General features: G+C 61.0%; 5 protein-coding genes. 1 reads left to right on the top strand and 4 read right to left on the bottom strand.

Annotated features, from left to right (window positions below; translation table 11 throughout):
- Window positions 1-105: 105 nt before the first annotated feature.
- Together nfuA and HU743_RS10810 are read right to left on the bottom strand one after the other, a co-directional pair.
- A complete protein-coding gene (gene nfuA, locus HU743_RS10815) occupies window positions 106-690 on the bottom strand; it encodes a Fe-S biogenesis protein NfuA (RefSeq protein ID WP_003225494.1) in 585 nt (194 codons plus the stop codon).
- A 233-nt stretch (window positions 691-923) separates the two neighbouring features.
- Window positions 924-3,218: a fatty acid cis/trans isomerase gene (locus tag HU743_RS10810; RefSeq protein ID WP_186648594.1), complete on the bottom strand. Its 2,295-nt coding sequence runs from the start codon at window positions 3,216-3,218 to the stop codon at window positions 924-926.
- A 155-nt stretch (window positions 3,219-3,373) separates the two neighbouring features.
- On the opposite strand from HU743_RS10810, the gene metH reads away from it, so the two are divergent.
- Window positions 3,374-7,084 carry a methionine synthase gene (gene metH, locus HU743_RS10805; RefSeq protein ID WP_186648593.1) on the top strand — a complete coding sequence of 1,237 codons (3,711 nt, stop codon included), beginning with the start codon at window positions 3,374-3,376 and terminating at the stop codon, window positions 7,082-7,084.
- Between the two features lie 51 nt (window positions 7,085-7,135).
- Here the strand turns inward: metH and HU743_RS10800 are convergent, their stop codons facing one another.
- Together HU743_RS10800 and HU743_RS10795 are read right to left on the bottom strand one after the other, a co-directional pair.
- The gene (locus HU743_RS10800; RefSeq protein ID WP_186648592.1) at window positions 7,136-14,446 is read right to left on the bottom strand and encodes a DUF6543 domain-containing protein; all 7,311 of its coding nucleotides are present in this window, start codon (window positions 14,444-14,446) and stop codon (window positions 7,136-7,138) included.
- A 159-nt stretch (window positions 14,447-14,605) separates the two neighbouring features.
- Entirely contained in the window at window positions 14,606-21,805 is a 7,200-nt protein-coding gene (locus HU743_RS10795; RefSeq protein ID WP_186648591.1) for an NEL-type E3 ubiquitin ligase domain-containing protein, read from the bottom strand.
- Window positions 21,806-21,904: the final 99 nt, after the last annotated feature.

Genomic DNA, 21,904 nt, shown 5'->3' with positions numbered 1-21,904 from the left:
TGTGGCGAGGGAGCTTGCTCCCGCCGGGGCGCGAAGCGGCCCAGAATCGTGGGTCTGCTACGCAGCCCAGCGGGAGCAAGCTCCCTCGCCACAGGAACGCCTTACTCAGTAGTAGGCGTTTTCTTTTTGCGTGTGGTCAGTCACGTCGCGCACGCCCTTGAGTTCGGGGATACGCTCGAGCAAGGTGCGCTCGATGCCTTCCTTCAGGGTGACATCGGCCTGGCCGCAGCCCTGGCAACCGCCACCGAACTGCAGGACAGCGATGCCGTCTTCAACCACATCGATCAGGCTGACCTGACCGCCGTGGCTGGCCAGCCCCGGGTTGATTTCGGTTTGCAGGTAATAATTGATGCGCTCGTTGACCGGGCTGTCGGCGTTGACCATCGGGACTTTGGCGTTAGGCGCCTTGATGGTCAGCTGGCCGCCCATGCGGTCGGTGGCGTAGTCGACGACGGCGTCATCGAGAAACGCTTCGCTGAACGAGTCGATGTACGCAGTGAAGCTTTTCAGCCCCAGCGCGGTGTCTTCGGGTTTCTCTTCGCCCGGCTTGCAGTAGGCAATGCAGGTTTCGGCGTACTGGGTGCCAGGCTGGGTGATGAAGACGCGGATGCCGATACCCGGGGTGTTCTGCTTGGAAAGCAGATCGGCCAGGTAATCGTGGGCGGCGTCAGTAATGGTAATAGCGGTCATGGAAACTCCTCGCAGGCTTGGGCGCAGTTTACGCCAATCATTGCGCCGGACAAAGTCCTAGTATTTTTGTCGGGAAAGATTCTCGATAGTTCACCCTGCATCCCCTGTGGGAGCGGGCTTGCTCGCGAAAGCGGTGGCACATTCAAGGCGGATGTTGCCTGACCGGGCTTCGCGAGCAAGCTCGCTCCCACAAGGTTTGTGCCAATTTTTTCAATGGCAGCAGTAGTAATCGCTCACAGGTTCTCGTACCGATTCATATCCAGCACGCCCTCCTCCACGGGATCGGTCTCATGGAGGTACTGGCTCAAGTCGTGGAAGTAGAACCAGAATTGCGGATGACTGCGACGAATCCCCCAGCGTTCGACGATTTTCTCGAAACGGTTGGCGTCTCTGGCGTTTTCCATGGCATCGACGAAGGCCGGCACTTGCTCGGCCGGGACGTTGAACATGAAGTTCGGGTAGCTGCTGAGTACGCCCGGATAGATCGTCAACGTGTCCAGTCCCGGCTGATAGCGCAATGATTCGCCGAGCAGGAACGCCACGTTGCTGTGAGCACGATTGCGCATCAGGCTGTAGACCTCGCGCCGGCCGCTGGCGGTTTCGACGCGCAGCATCGTTGCTTCCGGCATCTGGTCGATGACCCGCAAGCCAGCGGCCGGACGCGAGGCCAGACGACTCAAGGCCTGCTCGGCGTTCTGCAGTGCCGGGTCGATATTCGGTCGTGAGCAATAGGCGCCGTCGCAGCGGTTGATCGGGTCCGGCCGGGCATTGAGATCGCCATAGCGCGCCAGCAACTGCCGGGCAAAATCGCGTTTCGGATTTTTATCGTCGAGTTTCAGCCCGGTCGGCTTGTCGTCGTCGATGGCTTCGTAATCGAGCCACATCTTCAATTGCCCGCTGTTCTGATACCAGTCGTTGAGGTAATCCTCGCGGGAATCGGCCGGCATCAGGCGCAGGAAGTTCTGCTCGGCGCCGTTGCGGATCAGGTCGAAATACAACCGCGTCTGCGCCTGATGGGAGACGTTGCCGAACACATCGAAGTTGACCGCCAACTGGTAATAGGTGCGTTCCAGCAGCGGATAGTCGAACAGCCACATCGTCTGCGGCACGTCACCGATCAGGCCTTTGGTCACCGACGCACTGTCGAAGTGGCGGAAGATGCTCAGCAGCGCATTGTCGTTGCCGGCCCACAGAGTCGACCAGCTCGGCGCCGGCAGGTCGGCGTAGCTGTCGCGGCGCAGGGCTTCGTATTCGTTGCGCTTGTCGCGGTAATTGCGCCACAGGCTCAAGATGCTGCCTACGTCGTCGTTCTGCCCGGGCATGGCCAGTAACGGCGTGGCCTGGCCCCGATAGTTCGGATCGGTGATGTACAAGTCATGTTCCGGAGCCTGGAACAGCGCCCAGAAATTGTCGCGGATCACATCGGTCGCAATCTGCCCACGACACACCGGCCCGCGAATAAAGGTACGCACAAAATACTCGGCGTTATCGAGCATGAACTGATAGCGCGCCTGCGCCGGGATCGCCTCGAATGTGGCAAACGGATTGGCCCGGCTCTGCGGGCCATAACCCGGCAGCGCGCTGACTTGCCAGTTGCCGCTGTAGAACAGGCTTTTGATCCGCGCCATTTTCGCCGCGCTCAGCGGATAAGTGATGTGCGTCTTGTGCACGATCACCCCTTGCACCGGCCACAAGCGGTAATACACCTGAGTGCCCGGGTCGTCGTTGGGACGACGGGTGGCGATCAGGTCGATCGGCTGGCCGCTCGGCGTGCGCGAACGCACCCACTGGAAATAACGCCCAGGCGCGCCGTCCTTGAAATAGATGTGCGCCAGATACCAGTGCTCGTAGAGCCAGCGGCCCACCAGACTTTGCCGTGCGCCCGGGGCGTTGAGCAGATTTTCCCACTGCACGATCTGCATAGCCTCTTGCGCGCTCGGCGCCAGGTTTTGCTCGTCAATCGGCGCACCGGACGCCAGCCAGCGCTGCAAAGTCTGATATTGCTGATCGGTCAACCCGGTGACGGCCAGCGGCATGCCTTCCTTCGGGTGCGCACCGGCATACGCGTCGAACTCGCCAGGCATCGCGCACAGATTATTGCGGTTGAGCCCCAGAACAATGTCTTGCGGCAACTTGGCGTTCGGCGTCAGCGGGGTCTTGTGGCCGAGTTCGAGCATGCGCGCCATCAGTGCGGCCTGGCTGCCTTGGGCATCGAGCACCGAATAGAAGTCTTTCTGCTGCCAGGCGCGTTTGCCAAACGCGTCGTAGAACAGTCGCGTGGTCGGCGCGGCCTGGGTGCGTTCGCCGTCATACACCGGCATCTTGCTCGCGCCACGGGCGGCGCCTTCGCCACTGCCCAGGTTGAGCTGGCAGGCCGAGTCGTAGCAGGCGTGGCACGCGACGCACTTCTCGGTAAAGATCGGTTGGATATTACGGCTGTAGGAAATGGAGGACGAGATCGCAGGATCCTGCGCCGCAGCGCTCCCGCTCAGGACCAGCAACAGAAAACTGATGACGCGGTACGGCATGCTGCTGATCCCGATTGTGAAAAAAGGCGGCGATTCTACCGTTATGACGACCGTACCAACATGAGCGATATTCATGCAAAAGCCGAACATGCTCTAAAAGCGCACAGGTTTGTTATGATCCCGTTCCTTCGTAATGGTCTTTCCGAGTAGTCCACATGTCCGATCGCAGCGTCCGCCTTCAAGCTCTCAAGCAAGCCCTCAAAGAGCGCATCCTGATTCTCGACGGCGGGATGGGCACGATGATCCAGAGCTACAAGCTCGAGGAGCAGGATTACCGCGGCAAACGCTTCGCGGACTGGCCAAGCGACGTCAAGGGTAACAACGACCTCCTGGTGATCACCCGTCCCGACGTGATCGGCGGCATCGAAAAAGCCTATCTGGACGCCGGCGCCGACATTCTCGAAACCAACACCTTCAACGCCACGCGCATTTCCATGGCCGACTACGGCATGGAAGAGCTGGCGTATGAGCTAAACGTAGAAGGCGCACGGCTGGCACGCAAGATCGCCGACGCCAAGACTGCCGAGAACCCGGCCAAGCCGCGTTTCGTCGCCGGCGTGCTCGGGCCTACCAGTCGCACCTGCTCGCTGTCGCCTGACGTCAACAACCCCGGCTACCGCAACGTGACCTTCGATGAGCTGGTGGAGAACTACACCGAAGCCACCAAAGGCCTGATCGAGGGCGGCGCCGACCTGATCCTGATCGAAACCATCTTCGACACCCTCAACGCCAAAGCCGCGATTTTCGCCGTGCAGGGCGTGTTTGAAGAGCTGCACATCGAACTGCCGATCATGATCTCCGGGACCATCACCGATGCGTCTGGCCGAACCCTCTCCGGCCAGACCACCGAAGCGTTCTGGAACTCGGTGGCCCATGCCAAGCCAATTTCGGTCGGTCTGAACTGCGCCCTCGGCGCCAGCGAGTTGCGTCCCTACCTGGAAGAGCTGTCGAACAAGGCCAGCACCCACGTTTCCGCACACCCGAACGCCGGCCTGCCCAACGAGTTCGGCGAGTACGACGAACTGCCGGCGCAAACCGCCAAAGTCATCGAAGAGTTCGCCCAGAGCGGCTTCCTCAACATTGTCGGTGGCTGCTGCGGCACCACGCCGGGCCACATCGAAGCCATCGCCAACGCGGTCGCCGGTTATGCGCCGCGGCAAATTCCGGACATTCCCAAGGCCTGCCGCCTGTCGGGCCTGGAGCCGTTCACCATCGATCGCAACTCGCTGTTCGTCAACGTCGGCGAGCGCACCAACATCACCGGTTCGGCAAAATTCGCCCGTCTGATCCGTGAAGACAACTACACCGAAGCCCTGGAAGTCGCCCTGCAGCAGGTCGAGGCCGGCGCGCAGGTGATCGACATCAACATGGACGAGGGCATGCTCGATTCGAAGAAGGCCATGGTGACCTTCCTCAATCTGATTGCCGGCGAGCCGGACATCTCGCGCGTGCCGATCATGATCGACTCGTCGAAATGGGAAGTCATCGAAGCCGGCCTCAAGTGCATTCAGGGCAAGGGCATCGTCAACTCGATCAGCATGAAAGAAGGCGTCGAGCAATTCATCCATCACGCCAGACTGTGCAAGCGCTATGGCGCCGCCGTGGTGGTGATGGCGTTCGATGAAGCCGGTCAGGCCGACACCGAGGCGCGCAAAAAGGAAATCTGCAAGCGCTCCTACGACATTCTGGTCAACGAAGTCGGCTTCCCGCCGGAAGACATCATTTTCGACCCGAACATCTTCGCCGTTGCCACCGGTATCGAAGAACACAACAACTATGCCGTGGACTTCATTAACGCCTGCGCCTACATCCGCGACGAACTGCCGTACGCGCTGACGTCCGGCGGTGTGTCCAACGTGTCGTTCTCGTTCCGCGGCAACAACCCGGTGCGCGAGGCGATCCATTCGGTGTTCCTGCTGCACGCCATCCGCGCGGGCCTGACCATGGGCATCGTCAACGCCGGCCAGCTGGAGATCTACGATCAGATCCCGGTCGAGCTGCGCGACGCCGTTGAAGACGTGATCCTCAACCGCACGCCGGAAGGCACCGACGCCCTGCTCGCCATCGCCGACAAGTACAAGGGCGACGGCAGCGTCAAGGAAGCCGAGACCGAAGAGTGGCGCAACTGGGACGTCAACAAGCGTCTGGAGCATGCGCTGGTCAAAGGCATCACCACGCACATCGTCGAGGACACCGAAGAATCGCGCCAGTCGTTCGCCCGTCCGATCGAAGTCATCGAAGGTCCGCTGATGTCCGGCATGAACATCGTCGGTGACCTGTTCGGCGCTGGCAAAATGTTCCTGCCGCAGGTGGTCAAATCCGCCCGGGTGATGAAGCAGGCCGTGGCTCACTTGATCCCGTTCATCGAACTGGAAAAAGGCGACAAGCCGGAGGCCAAGGGCAAGATTCTCATGGCCACGGTCAAGGGTGACGTGCATGACATCGGCAAGAACATCGTCGGCGTGGTACTCGGCTGCAACGGCTACGACATCGTCGACCTTGGGGTAATGGTGCCGGCCGAGAAGATTCTGCAGGTCGCCAAAGAAGAGAAATGCGACATCATCGGCCTCTCCGGCCTGATCACTCCATCGCTGGACGAGATGGTCCACGTCGCTCGCGAGATGCAGCGCCAGGATTTCCACCTGCCGCTGATGATTGGTGGTGCAACGACTTCCAAAGCGCACACCGCCGTGAAGATCGAGCCGAAGTACAGCAACGACGCGGTGATTTACGTGACTGACGCCTCACGCGCCGTGGGTGTGGCAACGCAGTTGCTTTCCAAGGAATTGAAGGCCGGTTTCGTCGAGAAAACCCGCCTGGAATATATTGATGTTCGCGAGCGCACCTCCAACCGCAGCGCGCGCACCGAGCGCCTGAGCTACGCCGCCGCCATCGCCAAGAAACCGCAGTTCGACTGGGCCAGCTACCAGCCGGTCAAACCGAGCTTTACCGGCAGCAAAGTGCTGGACAACATCGACCTCAAGGTCCTGGCCGAATACATCGACTGGACGCCGTTCTTCATTTCCTGGGATCTGGCTGGCAAGTTCCCGCGCATCCTCGAAGACGAAGTGGTTGGTGAAGCCGCCACTGCGCTGTACAAGGACGCCCAGGAGATGCTCGCCAAGCTGATCGACGAAAAACTGATCAGCGCCCGCGCCGTGTTCGGTTTCTGGCCGGCCAACCAGGTGAACGAAGACGACATCGAGCTGTACGACGATGACGGCAAGCCAATGGCCAAACTGCATCACCTGCGTCAGCAGATCATCAAGACCGACGGCAAACCGAACTTCTGCCTCGCCGACTTCGTCGCGCCGAAGGACAGCGAAATCACCGACTACGTCGGCGGCTTTATCACCACCGCCGGCATCGGTGCCGAAGAAGTCGCCAAGGCCTATCAGGACGCTGGCGACGACTACAACTCGATCATGGTCAAGGCCCTCGCCGACCGTTTGGCCGAGGCCTGTGCCGAATGGCTGCACCAGCAGGTGCGCAAAGAGCATTGGGGTTACGCCAAGGATGAAACGCTGGATAACGAAGCGCTGATCAAAGAGCAATACCGTGGCATCCGCCCCGCTCCTGGCTACCCGGCCTGCCCGGACCACACCGAGAAAGCCGCGCTGTTCACCCTGCTCGACCCGGAAGCGGCCGAGATGCGCGCGGGCCGCAGCGGCGTGTTCCTGACCGAACACTACGCGATGTTCCCTGCTGCCGCGGTCAGTGGCTGGTACTTCGCCCATCCGCAGGCGCAGTATTTTGCGGTCGGCAAAATCGACAAGGACCAGGTGCAGAGCTACACCTCGCGCAAAGGTCAGGAACTGAGCGTGACCGAACGCTGGCTGGCGCCGAACCTGGGTTACGACAACTGAGGTGTGCCACGCCCGGGAGCGGCGTGCTCCCGGGCGTGTTCAACGTCGCGCTCACGGGCGCCATGACGGGCCGGGTTGCGGTGACGCCGGGGTTGCCGGGGTTGCCGGTGCTTGCAACTCTGCGCGAGACAGCGTCATGAGCGCCTGCGTACGTGCTTCTGCTCGTTCGATCTGAAACCGCGTCAGCGCTTCCAGATAACGGCTATTCGTCTCCTCGTTGTCGATCCAGTCCAGATGCGCATCTTCAATTTCTCCCTGACGCCGGGTGGCATCGCGCTCAAGCTCCGCGAACGTTTCGCCGTAGCGCTCCTCCAGATAGCGAATCCAGTAGTCACGGGCGATCAGGTCCTCCAGAAACAGACCCGACGCCTCGTCTGCCAGAACAGCGGCGCGGGCCGTCTCCAGTCTCTGTCCGCGAATCGGCGTGCCATACAGCATATGCTCCGGTTGCGCTGGCAACTCCAGGCCGTCCGGCCAGCCGCGAGCCAATGCGATTCGGTATTGCAGGCGAATTTCCGCGCGGTCTTTGTTTTTCGCGGCGGCTTCCGCCAGCTTGTCGACCCTGTCCAGGCGAAACAGACGTCGCGTCAGATCGACCAGGGCCCGGCCTCGCTGTTCCGGGCGATGCCGCGGAATATCGCGCAGCGCGGTGTACTCGTAAGCCCGTGTTTCCAACTCACTGAACGAGAGGATTCGTCCATCGCTGCAGGTGTAATGGGTCTGGGCGTCGATAAACAACAGCTCGCGCAACTCGGTATTTTCCCCAGCGGCCTGCATGACCTGCCACACCCGTTGAGTCAGATCGGCGCCCGCCAGCTTGAACTCGAGCGTATCCGGTAATCTCGAGAGCAAATGAAAAAATGCTTCATGGTTGGCCTCTTGAGCCAGTTGCCGCCACAGCGTTTGCCGCGCCACTCGCACATCGTCAGGGGCGAGGGTGAGCCAGATGTCCATCGCCGCAGCGCCAACCTCTTGTTGGGGGTTTTCGATGATCTCGCCCGCCTCGACGCCGGCATGCGGGTCAGCGCGCCTGGCGCCGCCCGCTTGGTCGCCATCGCTATCGCTGTCGAGGTCCGAGTCAGAATCGGAACCGGAGGTGCTGTCCGTTTCTTGCAATCGCTCTATTTCACGGTCCAGCTGCGTTCTCGAGTAGCCCATCACGTCACGATCTGCGTTCGCCGCGCTGTAATCCCTGAGCTGCTCCAGGCTGTTGAGCGTCAGCGGGTTTTCCGACAAGTCCGTGCCTGCAACCAGCCCTTCATGGTTGCCGCCCAACAAGCGGTCCGGGAACTGTCGGATGTCGTTGCCCCTCAGGTCCAGGGCGCGCAGATGCTGAAGTTCGAGTACGCCGTCTGGCCAGTCATTCAGACCATTGTGGTCAAGCTTCAAGGTTTCGAGCCTGCGCAACCCGCCTGCTTCGAACTCATCCAATTGGTTATGGCTCAGATCCAGCCAGCGCAGACGCTCGGCACCTGCACTGGCGTACACGCTTCGCGCGTCCGCAAAACTGTTGCCGCTCAGCTCCAGGCGCTCGAGCCCGGCCAGGTTCTGGATGGCGTCCGGCAGCACGCGCAGGACGTTACCGTTGAGAACCAGGCGGGTCACCCCAGGAAAATCACTGCTGAACGCGTTGAAACTCTCTACGGAGAATCCGCAGCCGGTGAGATTCAAGGTGCGCACGCGAGCAAACGCGCTCGACAACGACGGCAAATCCCCGGTGTACAGCCTCGTGAGATCCAGCGTGCGCCCAGCCTCTTGGGTGTCGCCGATCAACCCGTCCTGCCAGCACTCGCGAATTTTCAGCGCGGCGAGCTGACGACTCTGCGCCGACACGGCGGTCGCGCCCGTCACCGGAACCCGGGTAAAAATCCAGCCGTTCAACCGCCGCGTCAGTGACTCAGCGGACTGTGCCCATTGCGTTAAGCGGGCGTCGATCTGCACATCCGTCAGCCCCTCGTTGCGTAGCTGCGCCAGCCATTGCAGTGCCTGATCCCTGGCAATCACCGGATGCAGATCCAGCAGTCGATCGACGAAACTCTCGGCTCCGGGCGCCGCACCAGTCTGGCGAGGCAATGGTAATAAATGCCTGAGGAGAGACCGCGCAGTGTCCGATGGCGGGTCGTTGGCAGGCATCTGCAGCGATACGGATTCCAATTCAAAGCGTTTCAAGGCCCCCTCGGGCAAACCTTTAGTGGTTTCGATACGCTGCCGTGCCGCCGCCAGAGCCGCTCCGCCATCAGGGTTGAAGAGGTTACTGCTCAGGCTGGTCTTGAGCAGCAGCTCATCGTCGGCAAGCACCGATTCCGGCAGTGTCGCGATGCTGTTGTAACGCAGGTCGAGCGACTGCAATTGCGCCAGGCCTTCGGCGCCCGCCGGCCATGCCATGAGGCCGTTGGAGCTTAGATTCAGAGCCTTGAGGCGGGGCATCGCCGTGACGTCGAGGGCCGTAAGTTGATTCAGGCGCGCATTGAGATATTCAAGGCCCTTCAAGCCATTGAACTGGGCCTGAACCGCAGGCGTGACGATGATCCGATTGAACGACAGGTCCAGGCGCGTCAGTTGCGCCAGGTCACCCGCACGGATCGGAACTTCCGTCAGCCCGCTGGCGGTGATCTCCAAGTGCTGCGTGCCGCTGAATGCCTGAAGGAAATCGCGAATCTGCTCGACGGGTACTGTCAGGCGGTCCAGGCGCACGGTCTGTACCTTGGAAAAGGTGCCCGCCGGCAATCGTGGCAGCTCACTGATGGACGGCTCGCCCTGCACCCACGCGGTGTCGCGAAGTTCGAATACGGTGGGATCATCATGGTTGATGCCAGCATTCCACTCCATCGAATTGGCGGGCTGGGCAGCCGGTTCCAGGCTGTAGCGTTTGCGTACGGCCGCGCGCCAGCTTCGCTCCAGTGCACGCACCACCCTGGCGTTGGGTTGCGCCTGCCAGCGCGGTATCGGTAACGCCGTACGCAAGCCGCCGGAGGTTGTGGGTTGATAAAACTGGCGGAAAATCCCGGTATGTTCCGCGCGCAAGGCGATAACCGCCTTGAGCCGGGTCGCGGGTGTGTCCCATGCACTCATGATGCTTTGCGGCAACGGGTTGATATGTCCGGACTCGCCCGTCAGAAACTCAAGCTCGCCGGCGCAATATTGGCGAACCATCAAGTCGACATCCACCAGGTGCCCCCATGAGCCCATATATCGGGTGACATACTCATAGGCCGGCCGGAACGTCTCATAGGAAAACCTCGACCAGTCCAGCGACAGGCCCGCCCAGAGTCTTTCTCGACCGATATAGAGCGCATCCGGAATCGAGGCAATCGAGGTCTGCGAAAGGTCAAGTCGTTGTAGCTCGGGAAGCGCTTGCAACGAGTCCGGCCACTGCGCCAGGCCTGGCGCGTCGATCGTGAGTTTTCGCAGGTGCGTCAATGGCGCAAGATCGAGGTTCGCCGACGTTAGCGGACCGGTTCCCGCGTAGTTGAAATGAAGCGTTTCAAGCGCAGTCAGCGCGCCTAGCCGACGGGAAAATTCACTGGCTATCGCGGGGGCAGAGGTCCTGAATTTGAGGCTTCTCAGCGCGGTCATGCGGGTCACTGTCGACGGCAGGTTCGTCAGTGCCTGTTCGTACATCATATGGGAAACAAGCAGACTCCCGCGCTCACCCAGCACCAGTCTTTCCAGATTGGGGAAACGGTTCAGAAAAGCATCGGCATTGGCATCGGTCATCCCGCCCCCGCCAACAGTCAAGTCAAGTACGTGTGAAAAATCCGCGTCCAGCGCTGGCAAAGGGTCGTAACTGATAATGGAAAGCCGATCGGCGCCGGCCGTCTGCGTGGCGATCGGCGCATTGCGCCAGCAATCCTTGAGGGCTTGCGCGGTGCGCAGCTTGTGATCAGTGCCGGATCGTTCCCATGGTGCTACAGCCGGCCCCGCCCAGGTGTCCAGTGCGGCGTTGAGTTGCACCCATTCCTGCCGGCGGACCTGCAACAGTTCGGCAATTGCTCTGCTGTCCTTGCCCGCCTGCCACTGCTCCAGAATGAAGCCGTTGGCTTGTTGTTCGCTCATGCCCGGATAAAGATCGCGCACCCGTGCGTTGAGGATCGGGTCCAGGTTCGGGCCTCGCCCGCTGGCGGGATAGCCGATCAAGGATTTATTAACCCGGGCAGGCGGCTTGAGCCATTTCGCCTGCGGTTTCAGAAGTGCCGGCGCGTCGCCACGATGCTGACCGGCGTAAGCGATGATCCGGCGTTGCAGCTCAGCCGATTGATTCACCTCTGGCACGCCCAGGCTGCGCCGTGCGCCATCGGGCAACGCGTGCATGACTGAGGCATAAAAGTTGTCGCCCGCTGTCGGCAGGCTGTTGAGCGTTTCGCCACGCTCATCGAACGCCTGAAATTGCGGGCCTTGTTTGATCAGGTATTTTTTCTCCAGCGCCGTCTCGCTGCCGATGCTGTCGAGCAGCGCCCCGTGGCGACTGCCCTCGCGAACTTCCAGGCGCAGGTTGTTCGGCCAGCCCGGCAGGTTTTGCAGCGTTTGCAAGGCCAGGCGCCGGCTGTCCGCCGAGGCGATATTTTCGCTGCGCAGACCGGCGTAAGCCCGCACTTGTCGGCCTTGGTCGGTATACCAGCGCGCCTTCTCGAGCATGCGCAGCGGGACGCGCCGGGTTGAGCTGAACTGTGCCAGATCATCGGGATGGGCCTGCGCCAGCACCTCCTCTGCCGCCGATTCGCTGAGTCCTGGACAGGCGCTCTGTAAACGCTTGACCTCAGGAGCCATGATTTCGGTGCCCTTGTAGAGGCTGGCAAAAATCGCCGGCTGGCGGACCTGGGCGAAATCGGCAATCTGCTTGCCGAACTCGTCGGCTCGGGCGGCGCGTACGCGCGCGCCTTCTGCACCGAGCAGGCGGGTGATTTCTGGTTCGTCGAGTCCAGCCAGAATGCGCGCCGGCAGCTCGCCGTTGAGGATGTCAGCGCGCGATACCTGGATCGGCGACTTCACGCCCACGCCGCGCACGCGGCGCTCGACGCCATAGCGGATGGACTTGCCAGACAACTGCGGCCCGTCAAACACCTCTAGCGCCCGATTGGCCGGCCAGCGCGGCATTTCGGTGACCAGCGGCAACGCATACAACGACAGCGCGTCAACGGGCGTCGTCCCGCGCAATTGTTCGATAACGCTCGCCGTCTCCCTATCGGCCTTGAACAGCCGCATGGCCTCAGACAGTTCTGGCGGTGGCGGCGCGTGATCGACGTGCATTTTGCGCAAGGCGTCGTCACTGACGCCGCTGACCTCGCCAAGCCGGATCATCTCGCTGTCAGAAAACGCCTCCGTGGCGTGGCCCACGCGCCGCAACAACGTCAACCGATCCCATTGCAGCGGGCGCTCCAGGTTATGCCGCCAGGCGCCGCGGCCGTTGCTGTCGAGTACCGGCTGCCAGGCGCCGGAATCGCTCGGGTGCTTGATTCGCCATTTGCCCAGCGACTCATCGAACACTTGTTGGTAGACCTTGCTGCCCTGACGAATATAGGTTTTGCCGTCGATCAGATGCTGCCCCATCTGGTTTGGACCGGCGCTGTTGGCCAATGAAACCGAGGATTCATAAGCGCTCAAGTCGGGCCGCCACAAGCGAGTCTGGCCATCGGGCAGCGTCACCGGCTCGAGCTTTTCAAGCACCGGTTCAGGCCGGGCGGCGCTGAACTTGCGCACCGCGAGACCGACGCCCGCCATCAGCGCAATCTGTGCCAGGTTCTCGGCGACATCGAGCAGATGATCCTTGGCCGCCCGACGGTCGCCCTCGCCCCACTCGATCGCGCCTTCAAGGGTCTCGTACAACAACTGGCCGGCCATCACCACCATCATCACTTCACCCAGCACGGGCACGAACATCGACACCATGTTCAGCCCCAGCAGGCCGATCTGAAGCAAATGCGCAAGCTTGGCTTCGCGCGCCTTCACATCGACATCAGCGCTGGGTACCGCGTGGCTGCGAGCGTCGGCCAGCACCTTGGCGCGGCTCTCCTTGTAGAGATACTCCCAGAGGTCCTGATTGCTCGCCCAAAGGCCTCGGCCCCGGTGCAGAAAAGCATTCGGCGCAATGTAAGGGTCAGGCTCCGGTTCCAGTTTCGCCGCTGGCGGCGGTGGTAATTCCCTGATCCGGGTAAAGACCGCGCCGCGGCTCACCAGATCGATGATGGTCCGCCAGGGCGTTCGCCAGTGATCGCTCGGCGAGTCGGCGGCCTTGCGGGTGAATTGGCTGAAGAAATAGGGGCGCTGGTCGTAAGCCAGAAACTGGCTGAGGAAACGCTGATATGCGGTCGGCTCGGCGCTCTTGGCCTGCTCGCCAGTGCGTGCGGTGAGCAGCCGTTTGAACTCCTGCTGATCCTCCGAGCCGCGGTAGCACTTGAAGGGATGCTCGGGGTCATGGGGGATATAAATGATCCATTCATCGGCGTAGCGGTACTTGTCGCTGACGGCGAACACCACGCAGCCGGTCATGCGTTTATTCATCACCGACAAGTCCCTGAACCAGACAGGTTTGTTGCCGACCCGCGGGTTCAATTCGCCGTCGACGACCGAGACGATCATGGCGTAGTGCGCAGGCTCAATGTCTTTTTTCAGCAAGGCCAGCTCGGCAGCAGCACGCATCGCGGCTTTCTGACTACTGATGAACTGTTCGCGAAACGCCGTCTCGGCCACGGCGTCGGTCGGGTGAAAGAATGCTTGCAGGTAGGTCTGGTACTGCCTGCCGATGTCGAGGCTGCGACACAGCGTCAGGAACTGGCTGACCGTCAGCGCAAGCGTCACCGCCTCGTACTCCTGCGGCGCAGTGCCGGCGGTGACGAAACCGGAGGTCGTATGGTAGGCCCCGGCCTCGCATTCGTAGGCTTCAAAGTTATGCAGCGCCGCGTCCAGCATCGAGAGTTCAAGAACCTCAAAGGAAGACAATTCAATGGCGAAAATACCCGCTTCCAGCGGGCGCTTTAGACACAGCAAGGTTTTGTCGACGTCGACCTTCAGTTGAAACTGGTCGTTCAGCGCCTCGAGCAGCAAGGGCCGGGCAAAGGCTTCGATGTCCTGGAACGAGGCCATGGTCTTATCCAGCCGGTTCTGCGCGACCACGCTCGCCCGCGTACTGTCATGCAAGGTCTCGCGCTGGGCGGTCGAGGCGCTGCGATACCAGGCTGGCAGTTCCGTGTGGGTATCTTTCAGGGCCTGACGCCGCGAGGTCGACGCTTGGGTCAGCCATTCGGGAATGGCTTTTTCGAGGAATGCACCGTGCAGGCTTTTCGTTGCAATCGGCTTTACCGAGCTGGCGGGCTGAGCGGGCGACGCAGGCGGCGTCAATGGCGGGTTGGGTGGGATAGCGTCCATGATCACTCCTTTTTCAATGGAGCGACCAGCAGACCATCTCAGGACACGACGACTGCGGTATCCAGATATCGCATGATCGGGAGTAGGTAACAGGGTGTGTGCCCGCACCGCGGCGAGGAGGAAAGCCGCCTCGCCGCAGATGCCCCTCATGTCAGAGCTTTACGGCCGCCATGAAGGGCCCGGCTGCGGTGAATCACGACCCGGATGCTCCGCGACAAGGCCCTGCAGGTCGTTGACCACTCGACGGGTCAGCTCAATAAGGCTCTGTATGCGTTGGGACTCAATCGTAAAGCTCGCCTGAACCAGCTGCCGCTCGTATTGATCGTTGTCGATCTCCCCGCTTTCCAGCCGATCCTGTGTCTCGCTCAAGAGCTGATAGCCCTGCTCAGCGACGGCGGCATCGATTGCGTCCATTTCCGGCTGATAGTTTTCTTGCAAATAGGTGAGCCAGTAATCGCGCGACAGCATGCTCTCCAACAGTGCATCGGTTTGCTCCGCTGCCATGATCGAAGCCCGGGTTGTCGCCTGAAGCTCGCCACTGATCGGACGGTCGAAAGACATATGCGAGGGTTGTCCCGGCAACTCGATGCCGTCGTCCCAGCCGCGGGTCATCCCGATGCGATAACTCAGGCGCACTTCCGCAGGATCACTGCCCGGCTTCGCGGCTTGCGCCTCGGCCAGTGCCTCAACCCTTTCCAGGCGAAACAACTGCCGCGAGGTCCTTAACAGCGCCTGCCCTCGGCGCACGGGTTGGTTCAGCGGAATGTCGAGCAAGACGCGATAGACAGACACCCGCACTTCCATTTCACTGAACGCGAGTATCCGCCCGTCGATGCAGGTGCCATGGGTCTCGGCCCCCTGGAACAGCAGCTCTCGCAGCTCGGTGTTTTCACTCGCCGCTTGCATGACATCCCATAGTCGATGTGTGAGGTCGGCCGGTATCTGCCGGAACTCCTCGGTTAACCGCAGGAACCGGATCAACTGAAAAAAACGCTCATGGCCCGGCTCTTGCGCCAACTGCGTCCAAATCGCGCGGCGCGTCGCAATCAAGTGGGCAGGTGTGTCAGCCAGCCATGGCTCAAGTGCCCTGGGCGAGACATCGTAGACGGGTGACAAAACGTCTTCGGCAGGCAAGACGATTGCGCCAATGTCAACGTTGTCGGGTTCTGGAGAACTCTCGCCGCTGCCATAGATGCGCTCATCGACCATCGCGTCAATTTCGGTGCGAGAAACGCCCAGCGCATAGTTCGACTGATTCATTCGGGTGTGGTGCCGAAGGCGCTGCAGTGCGGTCAGTGACAGGTTGGGGTTCCCGGACAGGTCAGTACCGACAACCAGGTTCGGGTATTGGCCACGAAAGAGATTCGGCGGAATTTCCGCGATGCGATTGCCACTCAGAATCAACGTGTGCAAGCGCGGAGCTTGCAAGACTGCCGCAGGCCACTCGCCCAAGCGGTTATCGCTTAAATCAAGGGTATCAAGGACGCCCAAGTCAGGCGCGGTGAACGCGGTTAACTGGTTATTGCCCAGATAAAGTCTTTGCAGCCGGTTGCTCAGCAGAGGATGAAGACGCGTCGCGCTGGCAAGGTTGCAGCGCTGCATGTGCAGCGCGACCAACTGATCCATCTGCAGCACCGCATCAGGTATCAGCGCCAGCTCATTGTCGCTGAGGTTCAGCACTTCAAGGTTGGCGAATGCAGCGAGAAACCCGTTAGCGCCCTGCCCGGTCATTCCCACGCCCCTCAGATTCAGCGTCACGACTCTGGGTAGCGGCGTTACCAGCACCGGCAGATCGCCGATTGGCAAATTTTCCAGCTGCAGCTCCACATAGGACCTGCCGGGAGGGATCGTCAGCCCGGTGAGCCAGGCTTCCCTGATGCGCTGCGCTGCAATCTGCCGACCTTGCGCCGTGACGCGGCGTGTGCCGATGCCCCTCTCACGGGTATACAGCCAGTCGTTCAACTGGCGTGTCAGCGCCTCGAAATTGTGCTGCCACTCGCTGATGTGCACATCGATTTGTTCAATGCTCATCCCCGCCGCTCGCCACTCTCGCACATTGCGCTCAGCCAGCGCTTGCGTCACGAGCGGGTCCAGACGCTTCAAGCGCGTGACAAATCCAGCCTCGTCCACAGCGATGGGGCCTGGTTCGGGAAGCGGCAACAGCCGTTCAGCCAGGGAGGCGCCTGTTTCCCCCGGCGGAAATTGCGCCGGCAACGGTTCTGCGGCGAAACGCGCCAACGTGCCACGGCGCAGCCCCTGTGCCTGCTCGATGCGCTGCATCGCCGCTGCGAAGGCTGCCTGACCCGCTGCGTTGAAAGGGTTACCGCTGAAATGGCTCCTGAGCAGAAGATCCGGGTCACTCAGTACGTGCTGCGGTAACTCGGCAATCTGGTTGTCGCGCAGGTCGAGCCAGGCCAACCGCGGCAGGTTTTCGGCGCCTGTGGGCCAGGCGTGCAACGACGTTGCCCTCAGGCTCAGCGCTTGCAGTTCGGGCAAGCCACTGACGTCCAGCGTGTGCAGACGGTTATTGCTCAGATTCAGGTATCTGATGTGCTGCAATCGGTCGATTTGCGCTTGCACTTCCGGGCCGAGGCGATTGCGCGAGGCATCCAGTCGCGTCAGCTCAGGCAGTTCATCGCTGGCAAACGGCAACTCAGTAAAACCGTTGCCGCTGATTTCAAGGGTTTCAGTAGCGCTGAACGCACGGATAAAACGGCGCGCCTGGGCCGCAGGCACGTCCAGCCCCCCCAGGCGCAACGTGCGCACGTGGGGAAAACTGCCGGCTGGCAGCGACGCCAGCGCCCTGATGGGTTCGACACCTGCGCCCAATGAGAGATTGATTCCCCTCTCAGGCCACTCAAACGTAGCAACATCGGCGGTCAGGCCATAACGTTGACGAACCGCGCCCAGCCAGCTGTTGTTAAGGGCACGTAACATTTCGGCGTTGCCGCCTCTGACCGCTGGCACCCGCGGCGTTGTGGTGCGCCAGCCATCTGCCTGGACGGGTGGGTAAAACAGCTCAAAAATCTCCTCATGCTCCGCTCTGATCTGTCTGATCGCCGCGAGTCGCTCTTGCGCAGATGGCCAAGCGGCACTGAGTGCTTCGGGCAAGGCCGCCACCGACTCCGGCTCAAGGGCCATGGCGTCGAGTTCTGCAAGGCAATACTGGCTGACCATCTGGTCCACATCGACCAGATGCCCCAAGGGACCGGAGTAGCTGCTCACATACTCGTACGCGCGCATGAATGCTGCCGGGGAGATGTGTGACCAGTCCAGCGACAGCCCGGACCAAAGCCGCTCATGCCCACTGTACATCGACTCCGGTATTGAACTGATTGCGGTGCGCGAGAGGTCCAGCCATTTAAGTTGCTCAAGTTGCTCAACGTAACCAGGCCATTGCCATAAGGCATTGGGGGCGTCTATTCGCAACCGTCGCAACCCGGTCAGTGGCGTCAGGTCCAGTGACTGCAAGCGGGTTGAATCCAAGCCTGAATAATCGATGTGCAGTTCTTCCAGCGTCGTGAGTGCGCGCAGTCTGGGTGCAAAATCCGCAGACAGCGAGGGCGCGTGGCTGGTGAAGCGCAGACGGGTAAGCCCGGATAAGCGGGTGACTGCTTCGGGCAAGGTGGTGAGCGGCGCGTGGTTAACGATCGGCTGGCCTGCGCCGTGCTCAAGATCGCCAATCGATAGATCCGTGACGCCGGGAAACTGCGTTAGAAACCCATCGGCATTGGCGTCTGTCATGCCGGTGCCGCGCACCGAGAGCTCACGCACATGGGCAAGGGACTGGGTCAGCCGCGGCAGCGGCGTATCACACACCAGCGACAGGCGTGTCGCTTCGGCGGCTTGTGCACTTTGTGCGGCCTGTGCGGCCAACGGAGCATTGCGCCAGGCAGCCCTGATTTGCCGGGAAAACTGCACGCGCTGCTGTTCCGCCCGCTGCCCCATCGGCTCAGCCTGCCAGTGTTCAAGCGTGTGATTAAGCGCATTCCACTCACTGCGGCGTTCAGCCAGCACGGCGAGAACGTCCCTTTCGCTGAGACCAGCTTGTTCGATAAGGAACGCCTGTGCTTGTCCAGGTCCCGGATAAAGTGCCAATACGCGCCTGCCCAGATGAGGATTCAGACCTGGACCGCGGCCACTCGCGTAGTAGCCGGTGAGTTTCGCGTTCAGCCGCACCGGCGGCTTGAACCATTTGGCCCGCGGTGCCAGCAGCGACGCGGCGTCACGCCGATAAATCTGCGCAGCGTCGATGATGTTCCGTTGCAGTACATGGCTGGCACTGACCTCGGGCACGCCGAGGGCGGTACGTGCATCATCGGGCAGCGCGTGCATGATCGCGCTGTAGAAGTTGTCGCCCTCGCCGGGGACGCTGCCGAGTGCTTGCCCGCCGTCATCGAAGGCCTGAAAGACAGGCCCGTTTTTCACCAGATAGCGTTTGATCGGCGCGTTGGGTTGCCCGATGTGGTCAAGCAACGCACCATTCGGACTGCCTTCGCGCACCTCCAGACGCAACGTCGGTGGCCAGCCCGGCAAGCGCTCCAGTGCATGCAAGGCCAGGCGCCGGCTGTCCGCCGAGGCCAGATGATCGCTGCGCAATCCGGCAAATGCGCGCATCCGGCGCCCCTGACGCGCGTGCCAGCGAGCCTCTTCAAGTATGTTCAAGGGCGTTCGCCCCGTCGCATCCAGACGAGCCAGTTCTGCCGACGAGGCGTGTTCGAGTACCTCCTGCGCAGCCACATCGCTGAGGCCCGGGCACTCACGCTGAACCGCACGGGCGCGGGCACTCACCGCTTCCGTGCCCTTGTAAAGGCTGTCGAAAACAGCTGATTGTCGCGAGTAGGCAAAATCAGCGAGTTGCTGGCGGAAGGCCTCTGCCCTGGCGGTGCCCCTCGGTGAAACAACATCGCCGAGCAGTTGGCGAATTTCGCTTTCCTCCAACGACTCGAGAATTCGCGCGGGCATTTCACCGTTTAGCACTTGCTCCCGACTGAGCCGGATTGCAGGCTTGGCGAGGTGTGGGGGCAGTCGCTTCTGCTCGCCGTATCGGATGAAAGGTCCCGACGGCTGCGTGCCTTCAAAAACCTCCAGCGCCCGCCCGGTCGGCCAGCGTGGCATCTCGGTGACCAACGGCAAGCCATACTGATAATGATGGTCAATCGGTGCGGCGCCACGTAATTGCTCGATCATTTGGCGGGCCCCGGCCTCCGCCTTGAACAGACGCAAAGCATCAAGCAACTCGGGAGGCGGCGGCGCGTGGTCCAGGTGCATCTTGCGCAGGGTGCTTTCGCTGACCCCGCTGATGTCGGCCAGCATCAACAGCTTGCTTGCGGGAACACCATCAGTGACATGCCCCATGCGCCGCAGCAGTGTCAGGCGGTCCCAGGTCATCGGGTGCTCCAGGCTCTGGCGCCAGGCGCCGCGGCCATTATGCTCGATCACAGGCTGGTAAGCGTTGGGTTCGATGGGGTGCCTGATCCGCCACTGCCCCGTCGATTCATCAACGATCTGCTGGTAAAAATGGCCGCCCTGGCGCAGGTAAGTTTTGTCACCAACCTTGTATTGTCCCTGCTCATTTGGCCTGATCTCACCGCCGAGCGAGACATCGCACTCATAGCCACTCAGGTCGGGTTTCCACAGACGCGTTTCGCCGTTGGGCAAGGTTACCGGACTTAACCCTTCGATCACCGGTTCGGGCGCGACAGCGGTGAGTTTTTTAAAACCGGCCCCTGCACCGGCCATCAGTGCTATCAGCGCGAGGTTTTCGGCGACATCCACCAGATGCGCCTTGGCGGCGTGCTTGTCACCATCGCTCCACTCCACCACGCTCTCAACGGTTTCGGACAACAATTGCGCGGCCATGATCCCCATCATGACTTCCCCCAGCCCCGGGACAAAGGCAGCCAAGACATTCAGCCCCAGCATGCCAATCTCCAGCAGCGCTGCAAGCTTGGCATCGCGGACCTTGATATCGACATCGCGGGTGGGAACTGCATGACTGCGGGCGTCGGCCAGCACCTTATTTCGATGCTGATCATAGAGATAAGCCCACAGGTCGGTGTTTTCATCCCATAGGCTCTTGTCTTCACGTGGCAGGAGCGAGACAGCGGTGTAAGGTTCCGGCTCGGGCTCGTATTCCGTACGCTCAGGTGGCCGTTCATCAATCTTGAACAAAGGACCGAAAGGGTTGGTGATTTCGACGAGCTTCAGCCATGGCGTAGTCAGCAACCCGGACGGAGCGTCGTCACGCGGCCGAACGAACTGGCTGAAATAGTAAGGCTGCTTTTCATAAGGCATGAACTGGCTGAAAAAACGCTGATACGGCGTCGGATTGGCGCTCTGCGGCTGACTTGGGTCGCGCGCGCTCAGCAGGCGCTTGAGCGTGTCGCTCATTTGCGTGCCGGTATAGCGTTTCAGCGGATGTTCGGGGTCATTGGGCACATAAAGAATCAAGGCGTCGATCGGCTGGTTTTTTTCACAGACCGTGAAAAGCACACAGCCCACCAGCCTTTCGTGCATCAGGCCCAAGTCGTGAAACCAGACCTGTTTACCGCCCACCCGAGGGTTTACTTCGCCGTTGGCGACCGAAAGAATCATCGCGTGATCTTGCGGCCCTATATCGTTCTCCAGTAATGCTCGTTCGGCCGCTGCCCGTAGCGCGGTTTTTTGCGCGGTAATGAAATGCTCGCGCAGGGACGTTTGCGCTGCGGGATCCGTGGGGTAGAAAAATCGGTTGAGATAGGTCTGGTACTTGCCGCCGATATTCAGTTTGCGACATAGCCGCATAAAATCGTGAGCTTTCAGGTTCTTTTTCACCGGCTTGTAAACACCGGGCGTGGCTGTTTCGCGGATAAAGCCGGAAGACCTGTGATAGGCGCCGGGCACGCATTCACGAGCCTCGAAATTGTGCAGCGCCGCCTGCAGCAGCGGCAGTTTCAGGACGTCGAACGAATCTATTTCAATATTGAAGATACCCAAGGTTAACGGGCGCACGAGGCATAGCAGCGTGGTGTCGACATCAGCGTGAACGTTGTGGTGCTTCTTCAGCGCTCTGGTCAGTATTGGCCGGGCGAACGCGTCGATGTCCTTTAATCCAGACAGGGTTTTGTCCAGTCGCACCTGCGCCGCCATACTCTCCTTGAAAGCAGCATCCACTGCCTTGCGTTGTTGCGGTGAGGCTCGCGTGTACCACTGCGGCAGACTGGTCCCGGCCTGCCGGAGCGCCTGTTTTCGCTGCGCAGAAGCATTGATGAGCCATTCTGGTACCGCCGCTTCAAGGTATGGCGCGTGAAGACTGTCGGTGGCGTGAGGGATTGCCGTGAGCGGTGGGTCGGTCGGGGTGACGGAATTGAGGGACATACATCGCTCCTGTAAATGGAGCTACAGCACACCATCGCGCTGGTCCTGCGCAGCGATACATAGTTATAGGCCCGAGGCGAAGTTGTAACGATATGCCCT

This window comes from Pseudomonas sp. SWRI99, from assembly GCF_014270125.1.
GTDB lineage: Bacteria > Pseudomonadota > Gammaproteobacteria > Pseudomonadales > Pseudomonadaceae > Aquipseudomonas > Aquipseudomonas hamedanensis.
The sequence above is the reverse complement of the archived record's forward strand: the minus strand, read 5'-3'. Positions and strand labels throughout refer to the sequence as shown.

Coding starts and splice junctions, on each gene's coding strand:
- nfuA (WP_003225494.1), bottom strand. CDS start 690: ATGACCGCTATTACCATTACTGACGCCGCCCACGATTACCTGGCCGAT.
- HU743_RS10810 (WP_186648594.1), bottom strand. CDS start 3,218: ATGCCGTACCGCGTCATCAGTTTTCTGTTGCTGGTCCTGAGCGGGAGC.
- HU743_RS10795 (WP_186648591.1), bottom strand. CDS start 21,805: ATGTCCCTCAATTCCGTCACCCCGACCGACCCACCGCTCACGGCAATC.
- HU743_RS10800 (WP_186648592.1), bottom strand. CDS start 14,446: ATGGACGCTATCCCACCCAACCCGCCATTGACGCCGCCTGCGTCGCCC.
- metH (WP_186648593.1), top strand. CDS start 3,374: ATGTCCGATCGCAGCGTCCGCCTTCAAGCTCTCAAGCAAGCCCTCAAA.